The organism is Streptomyces sp. NPDC000075 (genome assembly GCF_040301925.1).
GTDB classification, from domain to species: domain Bacteria; phylum Actinomycetota; class Actinomycetes; order Streptomycetales; family Streptomycetaceae; genus Streptomyces; species Streptomyces polychromogenes.
In genome coordinates this window covers 26,302-43,928 of record NZ_JBEPFL010000009.1, presented here as the reverse complement: position 1 = coordinate 43,928, position 17,627 = coordinate 26,302, and the positions used below count along the sequence as shown (strand labels likewise).

The following is a 17,627-nucleotide window of genomic DNA, read 5'->3' as shown; positions in this document are numbered from 1 at the left end:
AGGCCGAACACCCTGGCGGGCCGGCCGCCCGGTCGCTGCATCCGCACAGTCGCGTGGCTCCGCGTCGCACGGCCGGGCGGCCGTACTCCGGGACCGTGAGGAGCATCTGCGGTCCGGGGGTGACCGTGCCCGCCGCCTCCCCAGGAGTGACCTGACCTGGAGACGGACGTGCACGGAAGGCCCTCCCCCTGGCGGGCGCCACCGGCGGAACGGGGAGGATGCCGGAACCCCCTGTGGATCACCGACGATCCACAGGAAGGTTGGGTCTGCCCTCTCGGCTGGTCCGTACCCGCACGGCCAGAAGACAGGAGCTTGAAGACGACCGCAGGCCCGCCCGCGGGGGTCGGACTCCCCGTACGGCACAGGGCGGGCCCGCGGTTCCGGCCGCCCCGCCGAAGAGTGGAGAGCGGCCGGAACCGGCAGCTACCGGGTGATGTGGATGCGCCCTCGACCGGATTCGGAACCGTCCCGGGACCAGCCCCTGTGCAGCCCCGGGACGGGGTCTCAACAGGCCGCGGGCCGACCGGCCACGTCTCCATGTGGGCTCAGTCCTTGCCCGAGGCCTCGATCTGCTCCTCGGACATCACCGGGTAGTGGGGGCGCGTACGCTCGATGGCCTCCCGACTGTCCGTCAGCACGTAGTTCCGGCACGGCCACACCGACGGCCTGAGCAGATCCAGGCCGATCACGGGAGGCGGGGCGAACCCCTCCGGCCGTCTCGCCATCGACACCCGCTTGGGCAGGCTCACCGGCTGGCCGCCACCCAGATCAGCGGCGGCAGCACCACGGCGATCCCGGCCACCACCATCAGCAGCTGGAACGCCGACTGCCTCCACCCCCACCGACGTCGCCTCACCAGGCACCCCCGTCAGACGACTCGTCGTCGTCCTCGTGCGGCGCCTTCGCCTTGTCGCGTTCCCTCAAGGCCCTGTCGAGCTGGCTGTACAGCAGCTCCACCCGGCCGGGCGTGATCCGCAGCACCGTCCGTGCCTTCGTGGCGTCCCGGTAGACGACATCGACCGGGAGCAGCAGCAGGTCGTTCTTCTTGTCCCACATGGGGTCCCGGTCGATCGGCGTGGCGAACGCGACCGCCGGCACACCGAACGGCGGCGCCGCCAGGTCGACGACCTCCTCCTCAACCGCTTCGCTCTCAACGCTCACCTCGGCTCCTCCGCCCGCTCCAGCAGGCCCAGGTCCATGGCCGCCGGCCGGAACATGTTCAGCGCCTGCTGCGACGGCAGCTGCGGCTCCTCGACCAGCGCCGCGCCCGGCTCCCGCACCGGCAGCGGCCGCGCCGGCTGGCTCTTCAGCGGCGTCGGCGGCCGCCGGTCCGCGTACCCCTCGAACATGAGTTGTCCTCCATCGATGAGATTCTGACTGCCATCAGTGCCGCCCTGCCCCCGACCTGACCGACGCTCACGCGCCCGTCTCCGGGGCAGCCAACGCCACGAACCAGCGACGGGAGGTCGCCGACCGCAGCACCTCCTCGTACTCCTCCAGGTCCGGGCTGACGTGCTCGTAGGAGATGCAGAGGATCCCGTCCGCGTATCCGTGCTGGACGTGCTCCAGCATGTTCATGAACCCTCCGCCCCGGCCCGGGATCGTCGGCGCCGTCGCGTCGGTGAACTCGGCCCCGGCCCGCATGCCCCGCACCCGGGCCACCGTCCGCAGCCGGTCGAAAACCGGGCCGGGGTCGGGGGCGGACGCCTTCGTGCACACGTACAGCGCAACCCGGGGTGTTCTTCCGTTACGACGTGCGGCAGCCGTCGCCTCGGTCAGCATGTGCTGCCGCAGGTACATCAGCCGGCGGAACGGATCAACCTCGATGCCCCTCCCTTCACCCCCCTGGTAGCCGGTCTGCCAGACGACGTGTGCCAGAGGGCGTACAGGCCGGTCGATGTGCGGTGCGGTCAGGGCCATGACGGCACACTCCTCAGCAGGACAGTGGCAGGAAGGTTGGGGCCGGGCCCGTCAGGGCGCGCCGGGACCTGGTCCCCGTGGGGTGCCATCAGAGCGATTCGTTTGTCCTCTGGTGGCACAACTACCTTCCTCCCAAGCCGAGTCGGATCGCAATCCAAATCCGGATCTGATTGCGTGTCGAGCCGGGATTGGTATATGCAAGGAGACGAACCGACAGCAACTTGACGCGAACCGAGGGCTCTTCGAGGCGAACCGGGGGCGATCGGACGTGAACCGGGGGCGTTTCGGCGTGAACCGGTGGAGTCCTGACGCGAACCGGGGGTATCCACGAGGCAACCCGGCGCGAGGGACAGGTCTACCGAAAGGGGTGTCTGGATGGCGGCGAACGTGGGTTCCACGTTCCTTCGGATCGTGCTGGGCGCGGAGCTTCTCCGGCTACGCGATGCAGCCGGTATGACAGGTGACGCAGCAGCGAAACTGGCCGGCTGCTCCGGAACGACCATCAGCAGCGTCGAACAGGGGAAAACCGGGTTCCGCCGCATAGAGCACCTTGCCAAACTCCTAGCGGCGTACGGTGTCGACGAAGACGGCCAGACGATGCTCATGGACATGCACCGGCAGTCCAAGGGGGATGACTGGTGGACCACGGACATCAGCACGATGCCGTCGGGCATGAACCTCTTCCTTGCCATGGAGTCTGGAGCGAAGACGGTGGACGCCTGGGTTCCAGGTGTCGTTAACGGCCTGCTCCAGACCAGGGAGTACGCACACGCCCTGATCAGCAAGGCGAAGGCCGCCAACGACACGACCGACTCCTTCGTCGAAAGCGCTGTCGAAATCCGCATGACCCGACAGAAACGGATCACAGAGCAAGGGATGAAGCTGAACTGCGTGATGGATGAGGCGGCACTGGCCAACATGGTCGGCAGCAGCAAGATCCTCCACGCCCAGTACGACTACATCATCGAAATGATGACCAACCACGCGAACGTGACCGTGCAGATCATCCCTAAGTCCGCCAACACATACCGGGCAACCGGCGGCGACTTCTTCATTCTCGGGTTCGACCCCAAGGAGCTCCCCAAGCCGAGTGTGGCGTCCGGGACGGTGGACGGGGAAACGAGGGTCACGTCCAAGGAACGAAAAGCGAATCAGTTCGCGCGCCGGTTCGAAGAACTCGTCCGAGGCGCGCTACCAGCCCATGAAACCCCGAAGTTTCTCCAGCGCCTGAAGAAAGAGGTCTGATCAACATGAGCACCACCAACGGCCGCGCACACGGCGAGTGGTTCAAGTCGTCGTACAGCGGCAACCCGAACGGCGAGTGTGTCGAGGCGTGCCCGCAGCCCGCCGCGATCTACATCCGTGACTCGAAGCGGCTGGACGAGCTCGACTGCCCGGTTCTGTCGTTCTCACCGGCCGCCTGGTCCACGTTCACCGCGCACACCAGCGGTCGCTAGTCTCCGGGCGTGCCCTCCCCGCAGGTATCGGGGAGGGCACGCCATCCGACCAGGGTGCCTCAAGGGGCTGACAGTGGACAGCCGCCGTTAGTAGGCTCCTACACACGGTGCCTCACGGCCTGTACGGCCCTGCTTCCGCAGTACCAGACCAGACGTACTGCGTGCCTGATGTGACGGTCATCCCGAAGTCGAACAAGGACGGGGAACCCTGCGTGCCCCAGTGTTGAAGACCGGCTTCGACCTCCGTCAGGAGGCGCCGCCGGCCACCTTCGTGGGCCACAGTGGTGCCCGACGCATCGGTGACCGCGGTGGCCCAGGAGCTGATGCCGTCGTGGAGCCGCACGGTGAGCCCCCGCTCGCCGTGCTCGGTGGTGATCCGGATGTCCGGGTGGGACACACGCAGGGCGAAGAGGGCGTCGGGCCCGGTGAGCGGTTCCAGGTCCGTGTCGGCCTTGGCCTCGCGCTCAGGTTCCCCATCGCCTTGGATCTGGCCGAAGTCGCTGCCCTGGTCGGTGCCGCGGCTGGGCATGAACATCCCCAGGCCGTGGACCCAGCCGGTCGCCGACTTGCCGTCGTCGGCGACGGTGAGGGCGATGGTGCCCAGACGTCCCCAGGGGAAGACGATGATGCCGCCGGGTCTGGTCTGTTCGATCCACGTCCAGGGGACCCGCTGGGCGGCGTACGTGGCGATGAGCCGGTCGTACGGCGCGCCGGCGGGCCAGCCCGCCTGTCCGTCGCCGGTGTGCACGTCCACGTCCAGACCGGCTGCGGTCAGACGCCGCTCGGCGGCCGTCGCGAGGCCGGGGTCGACCTCGACGCTGGTGACCTGTCCGGCACCTGCCCGAGCGGCGAGGAGGCCGGCGTTCCAGCCCGCCCCGGTGCCGACCTCCAGGACCCGGTGGCCGGGCTGGAGCTCCAGCGAGTCGAGCATGTCGGCGACGACGGACACGCACGACAGGCTTGAGCTGGGCAGGCCGTCGAGGATCTGCGTGATCGCCGAGTCGTTCGGGCCGGCGTAGACGAGGTCGGCCCAGGTGTCAGGCTCGCGGCCGAGGTCGACGGGCACGTACGCGTCCCGGCCGTTCCAGGTCCACAGCCGGTCGGGGGCGTAGTGGTGTCGGGGGACGGTGTCCAGGATGGCGCGGCGGACCCACTCGGAGTCCGCCGGCCATCCCTTCGCGTCCATGGCCTCCGCCAGCGCGCGGCGGCGCTCCTCAAGACGCACGAGGGTCATCGGTGGGTCAGCCCCTGCGCTTGCCGGTGGGAGGTGGCGGGGAGTCGACCTTGCCGTCGCTGTTCCCGGGCGGCGGGGTGCCGCCGCTCAGCGGCGGGTTCGGCCGGGCGTGGCTCCCGCCGCCTCCGTCCCCGCTTCCGCCGTTCCCGCCCTTGTCCTTGCTCATGGTGTGCTCCCCTCACGTAGGTGATGGTGCCTCTACAGGGCGCCTGCGGCGGCAGTTCGTCGTCGCGGCGGCCTGTGACCACCACACCACATACCGTGCCGAGCAGGGGGTGCGAGGTACCGTTCGCGCACGCGGTTTGCGGATCCTGCACACGCACTGCGCACGGGTGGTCACTCCGTCTAAGGTGGGGTCGGCAGACCCGTGGTCCGACCGACGAAGGGCGCGCCATGAGCACCGATCCGCTCTGGAACAGCCGCCGTGTCCTCGCCCTGGTGGAGAACCAGGACCCTGGCGGGCTCGTGCGGATCGGCCGCGAGTCCCTCAAGCTGCGCCAGGGTGACCTCGGAACCCGGCTGCGATGCTCGGCCTCCACCGTCTCCCGCCTCGAAGCCGGCCGCCACAACGACCTCCGCCTGCTGCGCCGCGCCGCCGAAGAAGTCGGAGTTCCCGGTGACCTGCTCGCCTCCTCCTTAGGGTTAAGGCTCCGCCCGCGCCCTACAGTTGAGCGTGATCCGTTGCCTGCCCAGGAGGACCCGATGCGCCGCCGTACCGTCCTCGCAGCCGTCGGCCTCGCCGCGCCCGTGAGCCTTCTGGGCGGCCTGGAGACAGCTCTCGCCAGCCCGCCCGACCCGACAGGCTCCTCCCGGCCGCTGGACGCCCGCCTCGCGGACGCGCGCAACCTGTTCGACACGGGCCGCCACACGAAGCTGCTGGAGGCACTGCCGGGCCTGCTCGGCGACGCCCACGAAGCCGCCGCCGGCCGCCGGGACCTCGACTACGCCCGTCTCTCCTCCGCTTACACTCTCGCCGCGACCCTGCTCAACAAGCTCGGCGCCTACGGGACCTCCCGGATCACCGCGGACCGGGCCGCCTCCTACGCCGAGGTCTCCGGATCCCCGCTCGCGGCCGCGGCCGCCGCCCGCGAACTCGCCGCAGTCCTACGCCACCAGGGCCAGGAGGCGGCAGCCCAGCGCCACATCGAGGCCGCCGCCTCGCGTGTGGAGGCTACGGGGTTGACGGCCGACGCGCAGGCTGCGGCGTACGCCCAGATGCTGTGCACCACCGCGTACACCGCCGCCGTCGCCGGGGACCGCGACCAGGCCCTGGCGATGATCCGCGAAGCCTCGCGCGCCACCCGCAACCTGCCCCATCAGGCCCCGACGGGCCGTCTGTTTCCCATCACCCCGGCCTCGGTGGACCTCTACGCCGTCGGCGTGCACTGGGCCCTCGGCGACGCCGGCACCGCCCTCGAAGCCGGCCGCAACCTCCGGGCCGAACAGTTCACCACTGCCGAGCGGAAAGGCCGGATGCACACCGACCTCGCGCGGGCGTGGTGGCAGTGGGGCAAGCCCGAGGAAACCGCCGCGCAGCTCCTGGCGGCGGCCCGCGTGTCGGTCGCAGAGGTACGCGACCGGCCCCCGATCCGGCAGATCGTCACCGAGCTCGGTGCACGTCACCCTCGTGTTCATGGCGTGCGTGAGCTGGTTGCGATCGAGGGCGGAGGCTTCCGACCGGCCTGACGGGGTGGCTCGCTGGCTTGCGACGGCCAAGGAGCAGTGCGCGGACGGCGGCACCGCCGTCCGCCGCAAAAGCCTGGAGACACTGCCTGCCTACGGCTGCACGCGCGGCAAATGGCCCGCCTGAACCGGTCGTGACTCCTGAGCGCAGGAAGTCATTGTCAGGTAACGGTACGGGCCCGCACGGCCAGGAGCTGGCGCGCGTGGCCGTGTGTCCGTCTCGGGCGGCTTTTGCGACAAGGGCCCCACATCCTCGCAAGGTGCGACGCAGCCAGTTTCGGATCAGCTCCAGGTTCCCGGTCCGCGACGCCGCCGAGGCGAGGCGGTAGCAGGAGCTGAGGGGCCGGGGTTGTAAGGCGTGCGCGAAGTTCGCTCGCGTGTGTTCAGGGGGTGGTGTCTGGGTTGGTGTTGAGGCGGCGCTGGACTTCGGTGGGGTTGATGTCGTTGAGCCAGGTGCCGAGTCCGGCTGTCATGACGAGGGGGTCGATGCCGAGGAGCTGGCTGATGTGGTGCATGTCGCGGAGGGTATAGGTGATCTGCCCGTCCTGGCGTTTGCTGATCTGGCTTTTGGACATGCCGAGGTAGCGGCCGAGCTGCTCGTAGGTGAGTTCCGCGCGCAGCCGTCCGTGTTCTACGGCCTCGATGAATCTGAGTTCGAGGTCGGTGACGGATTCCCGGGCCTGCTGTTTCGCGGTCTTCTCCATGTGGCCATCCTATCGATCCCGGCTTCGACGTCGGAGACCAAGTCCACCTCACTGGAATCAGCGTATCCCAACGGCTTTCTAGGTTGCTGTCAGGGAAACCGTGTTGCTAGTTTTGGAGCATGACTGACGGACCGAATGACGTCATGCCTGCGGGGATCCGGCCTGGCTGGGCGCCTGCCCACGCCTGGCGCTGGTTCTTGCTCCGTTCCGCCAAGCATGTTCCGAAGGCGACCAGGGACCAGCCCGAATGGAAGAGCCTCGGCGCGTCCTTCTTCGCGATCTTGCAGGCGGTCGGCCAGGCGGCGAACGAGGACGGTACGAACGCCTTCCTCGGCACCGACACACTCATGGCGATCGGCCGGTGCAGCAAGGAAACCGTGCAGAAGGTGCTCGTCGCCGCGGAGGCTGTCTGCCTGATTCGCAAGACAGCCAATGCCCGGGGAGGACGACACCCCAAACCCGCCACCTACGCGTGCACACTCCCGCTCGGCGCCGACACCGAGACAGGCCACGGCATCGCCTGGGGAGAGGCGGCGGCTGTGCTGTCCAGTTCAGAGCACGACCGAAGGCTCCGGCACAAGCGGGCCAAGGGTCCGGAGCGTCACGTGATGCCGCCTGACCGGAGTCCCGTGCAAGAGCTGGCGGCGTCATGTGACGGTCCCGTACCCGCCGGAGCAGAGGTTGAAGTGGCGTCACATGACGCGGCCAGAGAGCGTCACGTGACGGGTCAGAAGGCGTCACCTGACGCCCCTACCAGGTTTCACCCAGCCTTTCACCAGGAGATGGATGAGGCGGTGGATCAGCCTCAGGTGGATGGGGCCTTGCCGTCGGCTATCGGGCGTGGCAGGCCTCTCGACACAGCTGCTGTGCCAGCCGGGGGGCATGAGGGCGGACGCGCTTCCGCAGTGGCGGAATCCAACTACACGAGGCACGTTGCCTCCTGCGACCGGTGCCCCCGCGAGATGTGGTGCCCGCAGGGCTCACGGCTGCGCAAATACCTCGTCGCCGAGCAGAACCACAAACGGGCCCGGTACCTGGGCGGTCCGCCAGGATGAGACCGGGTGACTCGGTGCCCTGCCCGTAGCGCCGCCACCGAGCGGTGATGGTGCCAGGGTGCAAGATCAGGACTGAGAGTGACGGGCCCCGGCATTCCGATGCATTCCTCAGCAGCGGCCATTTCGTGCGCGAGCGGACTCACAGCCGCTCCGAGCCAGCCTCGTCCGCATATGAGAGCGGGCCCCCTTCTCAAGCCCCTGATACACGAGGCAGAGTCCCGGCAAGAACCTCGGTGATGGTGTGTTCGGTGGTGTCGTCGAGGGTGATGTCGTAGGTGCGGGCCATCTGTTGGAGGCGTGCGACGGCCTTCCGGATGGCGGTGGTGTTGCCGGCGGTGGCTTCGATGTGGAGCAGGTCGCGGAACAGTACTTCGGAGGTCTCCTCGACTTCGAGGGCCTGGAGGACGGTGCGGCGGGCGGCGTCGAGGTCGGGGGTGTCGCCGTCGGTGTGCCAGCGGGCGAGGGTGTGGGCGGTGTCGGTGATCCGCGCCAGCATTTCCTGGATGACGGGGTCTGCCCAGGGCAGGGTCCGGCCTTCGAAGGGGCGGCCGCGGACCAGCGCGATCGCGGTTTCCAGGTCTGCGGTGCCGGCGCCGGGGCCTGCGGCGAGGCCTCGGGAGGCCAGGATTTTGAACTCGGCCCAGTCCGAGGTGACCGTGGGGTGGAGGACGTAGCCGGCGCCGTTCTTCGGCCGGGGGAGCAGAGGCAGGCCGCCGCTGGTGAGGCCGAGGACGTTGCGGAGTTCGGACAGGCGGGAGTGGAGGGTGCGGGTGGACCAGGGGTTGACGGGGTCCATGGCCTGGCACAGGTAGTCGGTGCCGCGTCCGGGGCGTAGGTGGAGGAGGGCTGCGACGGCGGCGGTGCGGGGTCCGTGGGCGGAGGCGGCGGTGCCGGTGATGCGCAGGGGGCCGAGCATGTCGATGCGGACTGGTGTGTGTTCTTCACCGTTGGCCTGGGCGGGCACGGCGGGGGTTTTGGCGGGTACCGGCGCCGTGCCGGTGGCGGCCTGGCCGGCCTCGTTGGACTCTACCGTGTCCGTCGTCGCCGTCTCTGTCCCGTCTGCTGCTGGCTGCCCGGTTTCGGGGGTGCCTGGGTGGCCGACGGGCTGGGGAGCGGTGGCCGGGGAGTCGGCGATCAGCGCGGGGAAGGGGTTGCCGGGGTCCTGGGCATCGGCGGTGGTGGACCGGAGGGTCAGGGGCTGTCCGCACGCGGCCGCCTGATCGTGGGCTTCCGCGAATTCCCAGGCTCCGGTGGCCGGTGCCGGGTCCTGGGTGGTGACCTGCAGGGCGTGGACGTACTGCCGGTACTGCTCGTCGGTGATGCGTTGCAGAGTGACGGGCAGGCCGAGCGGGGCGAGGACGGTGTCCTGCCCGGTGGTGACGTCGATGATCTCGGCGTGCGGGAAGACGCGCCGGGCCGCCTCACTCGCGGGCAGGACCACGGCGGTCTTCAGGTCCCGGGCGGCAGCGAGGGCATCGGCGAGCTGGGCCAGGTGCTCCCCGTCGTGGTCGCCGACGCCGATCATCAGCCAGGGCAGGACCTGCTCGCCGCTCTGGTGGGCTTCGAGGAGGAGTTCGCCGAGGTCGGCGGCGACGGCGGGCAGGTGGGGCATGGTGCGGATCCGGCCCTGCGGCAGGAGCTGGGCCAGGCGGCTGCCGAGGCCAGCGGTGAGGATCTCGCTGTAGTCGGTCCAGCCGGACGTCCCCAGCTCCAGGGCCAGAGCGCGGGCGACTTCGAGGACCTCCTCCGGGGTGCCGTCCAGGAGAAGGACGTGGCAGGTGGTCAGGTCGGCGAGCAGGAGCCCGTCCTTGTAGGCGCCGAGGGTGACCAGGCCCGGGTAGGGGGCCTCGACCTCGTGGAGTGTGTCGGTATCGGGGAGAACGGCTGCGGGGTCCAGGGTCCAGGTGCGGCTGTCGGGCCCTGCGGTGAACGGGGCTACGGGGTCGACCTGCTCGTCCAGGAACAGGCGGACCTCCTTGGCCCCCAGGAGCACGCCGCGCAGGGCGGGCAGCACGCGTTCGTCGGTGGCGGCCTGGTGGGCGAGGGCGCGCAGGATGCGGTCGAGGACTTCGTCGCCGGCGGGCTCGCCGGCCGCGGTCAGGAGCTGTTCGAGGGTGCTGGGGTCGTGGTCCTGGGCGATGGTCTGGCCCGCGCGGCGCTGACGTTGTTGCAGAATCCGGCGCACGCCCAGAGCGCTGGCCAGGGACGCGGCCAGCAGCGTCCCGACCCCGGCGACCAGCGCCCAGTTCACGCCGGCCGTGGCGCTCTGCGCATGCGGGGCGTCCGGGGCTGGGGTCTGGGCGGGGGAGGAGCTCGGGGTCGGCGAGGAGGTCGCAGGTGTCCGCGTCGTGGGCTGGGCCGATGGTGTGGCGGCTGGTGCGGAAGGCGAAGGGGCCTGGGTGGGCGGCGCTGTCTGCGGGGGCGCCGTCGCCACCGGCGGGGCGGTGGCCGGTGGCGTGGCCGGACCGGTCTCGGGGGTCCGCGGGGCCGGGGCGGGGCTCCCGGTTCCTGCGGTGTGGGGGAGGGCGAGCTCTTGTCCGGGATAGATCAGATCGGGGTTGGTGAAGGTGCCGCCGCCGGGAAGAGGCTGGTCCTGGTTCAGGTTGAAGAGTTCCTGATGGCGGTCGGGGTCGCCCAGCTGCTCGGCCGCGATGGAGGAGAGGCTGTCCCCGTCGCGAACCGTGTACCGGACCTGGCCGGCGCCGTGCGACGCGCTCCCCTCTCCTGCTGCGCCCGTTGCCGGGGCGGAGGGGATGGCGGCGCCGGCGGGCAGGGTGAGCACCCATCCCGGCTGGATGGGCCGCTCGGCGTCGAAGAGAGTGCCGTCTGCCATGGTGCGGCCGTCGTTGAGGGCGGCGATGTCCGTCCACCGTTCCCCGCTGCCGAGCGTCTGCTGGGCGATGGACCACAGGCTCTCCGCGGGCCGCAGATCGCGGACCGTGTACGTCACGGCCGTGCTCGACGCGTCGGCCGGGGTGCCGGCGTGCGGTGTGGCCTCGTTGCCGGATCCGGGGATGGGGGAGGCGCTGACGCCGACAGCGGCGGCTGCGGGTGCGGCGGCGGCGCTGGGAGCGGCAAGCGCGGTTCCGGCCGGGAGGGCCAGCAGGACGGCGCCGACCAGGGCGGCTGCGGCCCGCTGTCCGACCAGCCCCCGGATCTGCGGGGCCGCGCGGCCGCGGAGCTGGGCGGGGATCTCCAGCAGGACCGCGCCGGTGAAGCAGGCCCATCCCGCCCATCCGGCGGCGGCCAGGACGAGCAGGAACACCTGCCCCGAGTCCTCGGTCGACAGCAGATGTGAGAGGGCGGCCAAGCCCGGGGGCCCGACCAGGCTGGTGGCCCACCACAGCAGGACGGGCAGACCGGCCAGCAGCAGGGCCAGAACGGTCAGGGAGAGCAGGGCGCGCAGCAGCGCGGCCGCTGTCTGGGCGCCGCCCCTGCGGGACGGCCTGGTGTGGACGGGGGTGGGCTTCGGCATCGGCCGGGTCCTTCTCACGGTGGTTGGCGGGGCTATTGGGGCTGGGTGATGCCGTGGAGCATGCGGGCGCTTCCGTGGCCGGTGACATCCAGGGAGGTGATCCCGGCGATGGCCAGGAACACGGTCGGGTAGGAGCCGTGGACGGTGACGTCGAGCCGGCTCCGGTCGGCGGACAGGGTGGCGCTGCCTTGTGCGCCGGCGCGGGCGAGGTAGGCCTGCGCGGCCGCCTGGGCCCCTTCCGGGTCGACGCGGACGTCCGTGCCGGTGACGGCCGAGGCCGGGTCGATGGCCTGCCCGGCCGCACGCGCGGCCTCCATCGCGAGCGCGTCCGCGCGTTCGGTCGCCCGCAGTTTCCCGCCGCCGTCGATGGCCAGGCCGATGATCGCGAGCAGCGCCACGGTGACGATCGCGGTGTAGACGGCGATCCCGCCCCGGTCCTCACGCAGATGTCCGGCCGCCCGCCGCAGACGGTTGTGCACGGTCTAGCCCTCCCGTGTCGGAAAAGTCGTAGGTTCGGCAGCCCCCGGTTTGGCAGGTCGTGCTCCGGTGCTGGCCAGGGGCGTGCCTCGATGGAGTGAAGTTCTTGAAGCATCTCCACGAATCATGTAGGCCTTCCGATATTCCTGAAGCATCGGCACTCCCGATGAACTGGAGCAGTCATGACGTTGGCGGCCGTGCGGAACCTGGCCTCGCCGCGGGTCTTGAGCTCGGCGGTTGATGAAGAGGACTTCGAACAGGAAATCGTCGACCAGTACGCGCTGGCCCTTGCGGCTGCGGGAGCTGGGGACGGCTCGGTGGAGTTCAACTGCCGTGCGGCGGTGGAGTTCGTGCGGTCCAGTGATCGACGCCTGTGGGCGGTCGGGGCGGAAGACGCCGATCGGTACCTGGTGCGCTTGCGCCGGGAACAAGGACGCAAGCCTTCGACGGTTCAGGGCTACGCAGGAGCCATCGCGCGCTTCTACGACTTCGTGGTCAGCCGGTACCAGGGCGACATCCACGCGCTGACCGGATGCGTGGTGACACAGCCGATCGACGAGTTCAACCGGCCGGCGAAGGCCAATCACGCTAGCGTGCGGGTGCCGCCCGCCCGCGCCGAGGTGGAGGAGCTCTTCGGCCAGTGGGCTGCGCATCTGCCCAGCACACGGAAGTATCTGCCGGCCGCCCGCGACTACCTGGCGGCGTCGCTGTGGCGACGAGGCGGGCTGCGGATTCGCGAGACGGCAATGCTGGACATGCGCGACTGGCGGCCGGACCTGGGACGATGGGGCAAGTTGCACATCCGCTACGGCAAGGGAAGCCGCGGTCGAGGCCCCAAGACCAGGCTGATCCCGGCGATCGACGGGATCGACACACTCATGCAGTGGTGGCTGACGGACGTACGCCACCAGTTCGATGACGACTGGCGCAACCCGGATGCCCCTCTGCTGCCCAGTGAACGACGCGACGAGATGACGGGAAGTTGCACCCGCATCGGCACCGACCCCCTGCGCTCGGGTCTGGCCGCAGCGGTGGGAGCCTGGCTGCCCGACTGGAAGGGGCGGCTGACCCCACACGGCCTGCGGCACTACTGCGCCTCCGAACTCTACGGCCGCGGCGTGGACCTCAAGGCGATCCAGGACCTGCTCGGCCACAACTGGCTGTCGACGACGACGCACTACATCCACGTGCCGACGCAGCACATCGAGAACGAATGGCTCCACGCCAACGACCGCACCGCGCTGCGGCTGCTGGGCTGAGCCGAAGGAGTCAGAGATGCAGTGGAACTTGCGAATGAAGGCGGCCGAGGCCGGAATCTGGCAGGCGACCCAGATGCGGCGCCGCCTGGCGGAGGCCGGACTGGAGATCAGCGCCGGGAAGATGTCGATGCTGTGGTCGCGCACTCCGACCACGATCAGGCTCGACGACCTCGAGGTCCTGTGCACGGTGCTGGGCTGCACGCCCTGCGACCTGCTCGTGCCAACCGGTCTGCCAGCCTCGCAACCTGAGCAGGCACCCATGCGCGCGACCGGGAACGACACGGCCCCGTCCAGGGCCCACGATGTCCTGCCCAGTCCCGGCCGCCCGCGATCGGCACCGCCGCTGTGACCCGGCCGAAGTGCAACCTGTGCACCGTCTGCCGCGAAAGGCCCGAAGCCATCACGAGCACGGGCTACTGCTTCGGCTGTTGGCCCGGCGGCCCGGTCACCCCGCCCCCGTGCCTGGTCTGCGGCTCCTTCGACTACTACAACACCGGCAAGTGCCGCCGGTGCCACCTGTACGGACAGCCCGCCATGGAGGCCTGCCCAGACTGCCTGGCCTGGGGCACCACTAGAAAGACCAAATGGGTGTGCCAGGCCTGCCATGGCTGGCGTGCTGCCCATGCCGACGAAGGCGTCTGCCAGACCTGCGCAACCCCGGCCCACCTGCACACCCAACTGGGCATCTGCCGGCTGTGCTTCGCCCACGCTCGCAACCTGATCTCCGTACTGGGACGGTTCGACCCGGCCGCGGCCAACCAAGAGGGCCAGCAGCTCTTCTTCGCCGGACTCACCCAGCAAAAGGGATCCTCGCGAAAGGCCCGTCGGGCCGAACAACGCGCCCGCACCACCCCCTCGGACATCCCGCCGAACATGAGGAACGACCTCAAGGCTCTCCTGGACATCCCGCGGCCGCGTCACGCGCCAGCCGGCAGCACGCCGGTTCCCGCCCGCAGTGAACAGCTCGCCTTCTTTCCCGCTCAGCGCGATCATTCCCGCCTGCGGCAGCGGGACTACCCCTGGCCCGCCGACCCCACCCTGCTTCGCAGGCTGTGGAGCCTCGCTGACCAGCGGGCTGCCAGCCTCGGCTGGAGCCAACCGGTCAGGATGCGCTGCCGTGCCGGCCTGCGGATCGTCCTGGGCCTGCAGGACGATCCCGGTGCCTCCATTCAGCGCAGCAGTCTGGAGTTCCTCACCGAGATCGATCTGACCACCAAGCACGTCGCTGCTGTCCTGAACGAGGCCGGCCTGCTCATCGACGACCGCGACAACGTCCTGAATCGATGGCTCGAACAACGGCTGACCGGGCTGCCCGGGCAGATGGCTGACGAGGTGCGCATCTGGTTCGACGTCATGGCCAATGGTCGTCCCCGGCCGCCGAGGCGCAAGCCCCGCAAGGACACCACGATCCGTCTGCATTTCTCCTGGGCCCGCCCCGTACTCCTCGCATGGGCGGCTGACGGCCACACTTCCCTGCGCGAGATCACCCGCGAACACGTCACGGCGGCGCTGGCTGCCAGTAGCCATCCCGCACGCACGGGCCAGGGCCTGCGCTCGCTGTTCCGCCTGCTCAAGCAAGACCACACCGTGTTCGCCGACCCCACCTCCCGGATGCGCCTGGGTCACCACCCGTCCCGAGAGCCCCTGCCCGTCGAAACCGCCGCCATCCAAGCCCTCCTCGACGAATCTGACCCCGCTCGCGCTGCGGTCACCGCACTCGTCGCCTTCCACGGACTGGCGACCGGCCAGGTGCGCAACCTCCAGCTCATCGACATCAGCGCAGGCTGGCTGCACATCGACGACCGCAAGATCCCCCTGGCCCCGCCGGTCCGCGAGCGCATCGCCGCCTACCTCGACTACCGCACCGCCACCTGGCCCAACACCGCCAACCCGCACCTGTTCATCAACCGCCGCAGCGCGATGGAGACCCGCAACGTCGGCATCCGCTGGATCAAACTCCTCCTCGGCCCCGGAGTGAGCTGCCGCTCCATCCGCGAAGACCGCATCCTCGCTGAAGCCCTGGCAAGCCACGGAGACGCCAAACGCCTGCACATCATGTTCGGCCTGTCCATCAACGCCAGCCTCCGCTACACCGACGTCGTCGACCACCCGGGCTTCACCGCCATCGACCCTGGCTGACTGATCCCGCCGAACTTGAGGCCGAACCGCTCCCGTAACCTCACGGCTATGCCCACCGGTCACACCCCCTGCCACTGCGTCGTCTGCCAGGACATCATCGAACTGGACCCCCGCACCCAGTCGACCGTCGATGTCATTGAGCAGCGCGGCTGGCAAGTCACGATGATTCCCGCCGATGATCACGGACCCGGCTGGGCCTACACCATCGGCCTGTGGCACAGCCACCGGATGCCCGAGATCGCGATGTTCGGCCTGGACATCCACCTGATGCAGACAGTCCTCAACGACCTCGCCCAGCAAGCCGTTGAAGGACAGCCCCTGGAGGCCGGCCAGGAACGAAACGACGTCGCGAGTGTCCCTGTCGTACTCAGAGCCGTCGACTACCGCTGGTACAAGGCGTTCTTCGGAACCGCGATCAGCTACTACCGCAAGCCGCCGTTCCCAGTCCTCCAGGTCGTCTGGCCCAACCGCGACGGAGCCTTCCCCTGGCAGCCCGGTGGGGAAGGCCTCCTGAGCCACCAACCCCGGCTGCACCTGCACCCCGACGAACACCCCGTCGGCGTATGGACTCAGGACCTTTGAGCCTACGACGGCGGCGGCGTCGCGGACAATGACGGCGTGACGCACTGGTTCCGCAGCTACTGGACCGAGGAAGACACCTGGTTCCACTTCGAGGTCGACGCCGACGGTTGGGTCACCCGCCAGGTTGAACTCCAAGGCCCCCTTGAGAAGCCGATCGCCGCAGCTTCCCTGGCCGAATGGCAAGCCGCCCAGGCGGCCGGAACACTGGCGGACTACGAGAAGGTGTTCGGCGCCACTGCTGAGGTGCCTGTCCATGAGTGGGACGGATACGAGCCGCACGATCTCATCGTCAAAGAGTTCGAGAGCGTCTGGCTCGCAGCACGAACAGCCTGCCAAGCAGGAGCTCGGAATCGCTCGACGAGCGGAGCATGAACCCAAGTACTCGCGCGCGCTCACTGCACGGCCCCCGTACTTCGGTTCGCCGTCCATGACCCTTCAGAATTCGCGAACCCAAGAGCTCTGGAGCGGTAGGCGTCCACGACGGACGTGAAACGGCTGGTCAGGGTCTTGGTGCCGGGGACGCCGGGGAGTAGCAGGTCGGCCATGGTGACGTTGCAGGTGATGGTGACGGTGACGGTGCCGGCCTGCCCGAGGGGCACGGTCAGGCCGGAGATGTCCACGCTGGTGCTCACCGACGTGCAGTGGATGCCCTGGTCGCGCAGGGAGCGGGCAGCCGCGGCGGATGCTTCGGCCTGGGCGCCTGCGGTAGTGCGGGAGATGGAGGCGGCGCGGGCCGCGTCCTCGGCGGCCGCGTCGATCTTCGCGCCGGAGGTGACGATCCGCCCGCCGGCGATCGCCAGACACAGCAGCATGATCAGCAGCGGGGTCACGATGGCCGCCGCGATGGTCTCACTGCCCCGGTCCTGCCGGGCCAGCGCCAGCCATCGGCCCGCCCGCGTGGTGAGGATGCCAGGGGTCATGGGGTGGTCCACCGTTCTCGCGGGGCCCCGGCGGACTGCGAGACGCTCAGGCCCGACACCCCCGGGATGAGGGAGGGCGCCAGACCGGTGACGGTCACCCGGACCTCCGCGCCGTTGCTGCCCGCTGTGCTGACCGTGCTCCCGGCGAGGCTGTCGCCCGCGATCCGCCCCAGGGTCTCGCGGGCCCGGGCGGCGCCCGCGTCTTCGGGGGCCTGGTAGACGCGGGCGGCGGCGACGCCCTCACGGGCGGCGGTCAGGGCGATGTTGCGGGCGTAGAACCACATCGCGGCCTGCACCACCGCGACGGTGACGAGGATGACGAACGGGAACACGATCGCCATCTGGATTGAGGCCTCCCCCCGGTCCCTGCACCCGCCCACGATCCGCCCCCGCCAGCCCGGACCCCTTCCGGGGCGGCCCCGAACGCGCCCTTGTGCCGGCTGGCTCGGCGCCCAGCCTTCTGCCACCTCGCCCCCCTTCCTCTGATCTGTCGTACGCACCTGCCGGTCTGTCAGATGCCGGACAGCTTGCTGTTGTACTTGCTGACGACGATGCCGATGGTGCCCGCGATGGCGATGGCCCCGGCGACGGCGGCGACCCAGATGATGATCGTGGTGATGGAGATGTCGCCCCGGTCCTTGGAGCTGTGTTCCTTGATCTCCTGCCAGTGGGAGCGCAGGGCGACGGACAGGCGGACGGCGAGCTTGGTCATAACAGGGTTT

At 69.7% G+C, this 17,627-nt stretch carries 21 protein-coding genes; 9 read left to right on the top strand and 12 right to left on the bottom strand.

All coding sequences use genetic code 11. The features are described from left to right. Positions 1 to 545: 545 nt before the first annotated feature. From ABT403_RS13240 to ABT403_RS13225, 4 genes are all read right to left on the bottom strand, one after another. Positions 546 to 749 (bottom strand): hypothetical protein, encoded by a 204-nt coding sequence (locus ABT403_RS13240; protein WP_344151560.1) that lies wholly within the window; start codon positions 747 to 749, stop codon positions 546 to 548. Positions 750 to 852: 103 nt separating this feature from the next. Next, positions 853 to 1,161 (bottom strand): hypothetical protein, encoded by a 309-nt coding sequence (locus tag ABT403_RS13235; protein ID WP_344151557.1) that lies wholly within the window; start codon positions 1,159 to 1,161, stop codon positions 853 to 855. Then, entirely contained in the window at positions 1,158 to 1,349 is a 192-nt protein-coding gene (locus tag ABT403_RS13230) for a hypothetical protein (RefSeq protein ID WP_344151554.1), read from the bottom strand. Before ABT403_RS13230 ends, ABT403_RS13235 begins: the two co-directional genes overlap by 4 nt. Positions 1,350 to 1,416: 67 nt before the next feature. Further along, positions 1,417 to 1,920 carry a hypothetical protein gene (locus ABT403_RS13225; protein WP_344151551.1) on the bottom strand — a complete coding sequence of 168 codons (504 nt, stop codon included), beginning with the start codon at positions 1,918 to 1,920 and terminating at the stop codon, positions 1,417 to 1,419. 375 nt (positions 1,921 to 2,295) lie between these two features. Here ABT403_RS13225 and ABT403_RS13220 point away from each other — a divergent pair, with 375 nt between their 5' ends. Further along, positions 2,296 to 3,165 carry a helix-turn-helix domain-containing protein gene (locus ABT403_RS13220; RefSeq protein WP_344151548.1) on the top strand — a complete coding sequence of 290 codons (870 nt, stop codon included), beginning with the start codon at positions 2,296 to 2,298 and terminating at the stop codon, positions 3,163 to 3,165. A gap of 5 nt (positions 3,166 to 3,170) precedes the next feature. Beyond that, complete coding sequence (locus tag ABT403_RS13215; RefSeq protein ID WP_344151545.1) at positions 3,171 to 3,377, top strand: DUF397 domain-containing protein; 207 nt, start codon at positions 3,171 to 3,173, stop codon at positions 3,375 to 3,377. A 112-nt stretch (positions 3,378 to 3,489) separates the two neighbouring features. Here ABT403_RS13215 and ABT403_RS13210 read toward each other — a convergent pair whose 3' ends face one another. Next, complete coding sequence (locus ABT403_RS13210; protein ID WP_344151542.1) at positions 3,490 to 4,611, bottom strand: methyltransferase domain-containing protein; 1,122 nt, start codon at positions 4,609 to 4,611, stop codon at positions 3,490 to 3,492. A 7-nt stretch (positions 4,612 to 4,618) separates the two neighbouring features. Continuing rightward, positions 4,619 to 4,777 (bottom strand): hypothetical protein, encoded by a 159-nt coding sequence (locus ABT403_RS13205; RefSeq protein ID WP_344151539.1) that lies wholly within the window; start codon positions 4,775 to 4,777, stop codon positions 4,619 to 4,621. Positions 4,778 to 5,004: 227 nt separating this feature from the next. Between ABT403_RS13205 and ABT403_RS13200 the strand changes: the two genes are divergently transcribed. After that, entirely contained in the window at positions 5,005 to 6,297 is a 1,293-nt protein-coding gene (locus tag ABT403_RS13200; protein ID WP_344151536.1) for a helix-turn-helix domain-containing protein, read from the top strand. A 380-nt stretch (positions 6,298 to 6,677) separates the two neighbouring features. Here the strand turns inward: ABT403_RS13200 and ABT403_RS13195 are convergent, their stop codons facing one another. Further along, complete coding sequence (locus tag ABT403_RS13195) at positions 6,678 to 6,998, bottom strand: helix-turn-helix domain-containing protein (protein WP_344151533.1); 321 nt, start codon at positions 6,996 to 6,998, stop codon at positions 6,678 to 6,680. 119 nt (positions 6,999 to 7,117) lie between these two features. Between ABT403_RS13195 and ABT403_RS13190 the strand changes: the two genes are divergently transcribed. After that, a complete protein-coding gene (locus ABT403_RS13190; RefSeq protein ID WP_344151530.1) occupies positions 7,118 to 8,053 on the top strand; it encodes a hypothetical protein in 936 nt (311 codons plus the stop codon). Positions 8,054 to 8,243: 190 nt separating this feature from the next. Here ABT403_RS13190 and ABT403_RS13185 read toward each other — a convergent pair whose 3' ends face one another. Together ABT403_RS13185 and ABT403_RS13180 are read right to left on the bottom strand one after the other, a co-directional pair. After that, a complete protein-coding gene (locus ABT403_RS13185; RefSeq protein WP_344151527.1) occupies positions 8,244 to 11,528 on the bottom strand; it encodes an AfsR/SARP family transcriptional regulator in 3,285 nt (1,094 codons plus the stop codon). 32 nt (positions 11,529 to 11,560) lie between these two features. Continuing rightward, the gene (locus ABT403_RS13180; RefSeq protein WP_344151524.1) at positions 11,561 to 12,007 is read right to left on the bottom strand and encodes a pilus assembly protein TadG-related protein; all 447 of its coding nucleotides are present in this window, start codon (positions 12,005 to 12,007) and stop codon (positions 11,561 to 11,563) included. Between the two features lie 180 nt (positions 12,008 to 12,187). Here ABT403_RS13180 and ABT403_RS13175 point away from each other — a divergent pair, with 180 nt between their 5' ends. From ABT403_RS13175 to ABT403_RS13155, 5 genes are read left to right on the top strand one after another with little or no spacing between them, the layout of a single operon-like run. Next, positions 12,188 to 13,264, top strand: coding sequence for a tyrosine-type recombinase/integrase (locus ABT403_RS13175; RefSeq protein WP_344151521.1), 1,077 nt, complete (start codon positions 12,188 to 12,190; stop codon positions 13,262 to 13,264). Between the two features lie 16 nt (positions 13,265 to 13,280). Next, complete coding sequence (locus ABT403_RS13170; RefSeq protein WP_344151518.1) at positions 13,281 to 13,613, top strand: helix-turn-helix domain-containing protein; 333 nt, start codon at positions 13,281 to 13,283, stop codon at positions 13,611 to 13,613. Then, complete coding sequence (locus ABT403_RS13165) at positions 13,610 to 15,403, top strand: site-specific integrase (protein ID WP_344151515.1); 1,794 nt, start codon at positions 13,610 to 13,612, stop codon at positions 15,401 to 15,403. The genes ABT403_RS13170 and ABT403_RS13165 overlap by 4 nt, the downstream gene beginning before the upstream one ends. Before the next feature lie 48 nt (positions 15,404 to 15,451). Beyond that, positions 15,452 to 15,985 (top strand): DUF4262 domain-containing protein, encoded by a 534-nt coding sequence (locus ABT403_RS13160; RefSeq protein ID WP_344151512.1) that lies wholly within the window; start codon positions 15,452 to 15,454, stop codon positions 15,983 to 15,985. 36 nt (positions 15,986 to 16,021) lie between these two features. Further along, positions 16,022 to 16,357 carry a hypothetical protein gene (locus ABT403_RS13155; protein WP_344151509.1) on the top strand — a complete coding sequence of 112 codons (336 nt, stop codon included), beginning with the start codon at positions 16,022 to 16,024 and terminating at the stop codon, positions 16,355 to 16,357. Positions 16,358 to 16,377: 20 nt separating this feature from the next. On the opposite strand, the gene ABT403_RS13150 is transcribed toward ABT403_RS13155, so the two are convergent. From ABT403_RS13150 to ABT403_RS13140, 3 genes are all read right to left on the bottom strand, one after another. Then, positions 16,378 to 16,905 carry a TadE/TadG family type IV pilus assembly protein gene (locus ABT403_RS13150; protein WP_344151506.1) on the bottom strand — a complete coding sequence of 176 codons (528 nt, stop codon included), beginning with the start codon at positions 16,903 to 16,905 and terminating at the stop codon, positions 16,378 to 16,380. Then, positions 16,902 to 17,288: a TadE/TadG family type IV pilus assembly protein gene (locus tag ABT403_RS13145; RefSeq protein WP_344152061.1), complete on the bottom strand. Its 387-nt coding sequence runs from the start codon at positions 17,286 to 17,288 to the stop codon at positions 16,902 to 16,904. Before ABT403_RS13145 ends, ABT403_RS13150 begins: the two co-directional genes overlap by 4 nt. A 128-nt stretch (positions 17,289 to 17,416) precedes the next feature. Beyond that, positions 17,417 to 17,617 (bottom strand): hypothetical protein, encoded by a 201-nt coding sequence (locus tag ABT403_RS13140; RefSeq protein ID WP_344151504.1) that lies wholly within the window; start codon positions 17,615 to 17,617, stop codon positions 17,417 to 17,419. Positions 17,618 to 17,627: the final 10 nt, after the last annotated feature.

Coding starts and splice junctions, on each gene's coding strand:
- ABT403_RS13230 (WP_344151554.1), bottom strand. CDS start 1,349: ATGTTCGAGGGGTACGCGGACCGGCGGCCGCCGACGCCGCTGAAGAGC.
- ABT403_RS13225 (WP_344151551.1), bottom strand. CDS start 1,920: ATGGCCCTGACCGCACCGCACATCGACCGGCCTGTACGCCCTCTGGCA.
- ABT403_RS13220 (WP_344151548.1), top strand. CDS start 2,296: ATGGCGGCGAACGTGGGTTCCACGTTCCTTCGGATCGTGCTGGGCGCG.
- ABT403_RS13215 (WP_344151545.1), top strand. CDS start 3,171: ATGAGCACCACCAACGGCCGCGCACACGGCGAGTGGTTCAAGTCGTCG.
- ABT403_RS13210 (WP_344151542.1), bottom strand. CDS start 4,611: ATGACCCTCGTGCGTCTTGAGGAGCGCCGCCGCGCGCTGGCGGAGGCC.
- ABT403_RS13205 (WP_344151539.1), bottom strand. CDS start 4,777: ATGAGCAAGGACAAGGGCGGGAACGGCGGAAGCGGGGACGGAGGCGGC.
- ABT403_RS13200 (WP_344151536.1), top strand. CDS start 5,005: ATGAGCACCGATCCGCTCTGGAACAGCCGCCGTGTCCTCGCCCTGGTG.
- ABT403_RS13195 (WP_344151533.1), bottom strand. CDS start 6,998: ATGGAGAAGACCGCGAAACAGCAGGCCCGGGAATCCGTCACCGACCTC.
- ABT403_RS13190 (WP_344151530.1), top strand. CDS start 7,118: ATGACTGACGGACCGAATGACGTCATGCCTGCGGGGATCCGGCCTGGC.
- ABT403_RS13185 (WP_344151527.1), bottom strand. CDS start 11,528: ATGCCGAAGCCCACCCCCGTCCACACCAGGCCGTCCCGCAGGGGCGGC.
- ABT403_RS13175 (WP_344151521.1), top strand. CDS start 12,188: ATGACGTTGGCGGCCGTGCGGAACCTGGCCTCGCCGCGGGTCTTGAGC.
- ABT403_RS13170 (WP_344151518.1), top strand. CDS start 13,281: ATGCAGTGGAACTTGCGAATGAAGGCGGCCGAGGCCGGAATCTGGCAG.
- ABT403_RS13160 (WP_344151512.1), top strand. CDS start 15,452: ATGCCCACCGGTCACACCCCCTGCCACTGCGTCGTCTGCCAGGACATC.
- ABT403_RS13150 (WP_344151506.1), bottom strand. CDS start 16,905: ATGACCCCTGGCATCCTCACCACGCGGGCGGGCCGATGGCTGGCGCTG.
- ABT403_RS13140 (WP_344151504.1), bottom strand. CDS start 17,617: ATGACCAAGCTCGCCGTCCGCCTGTCCGTCGCCCTGCGCTCCCACTGG.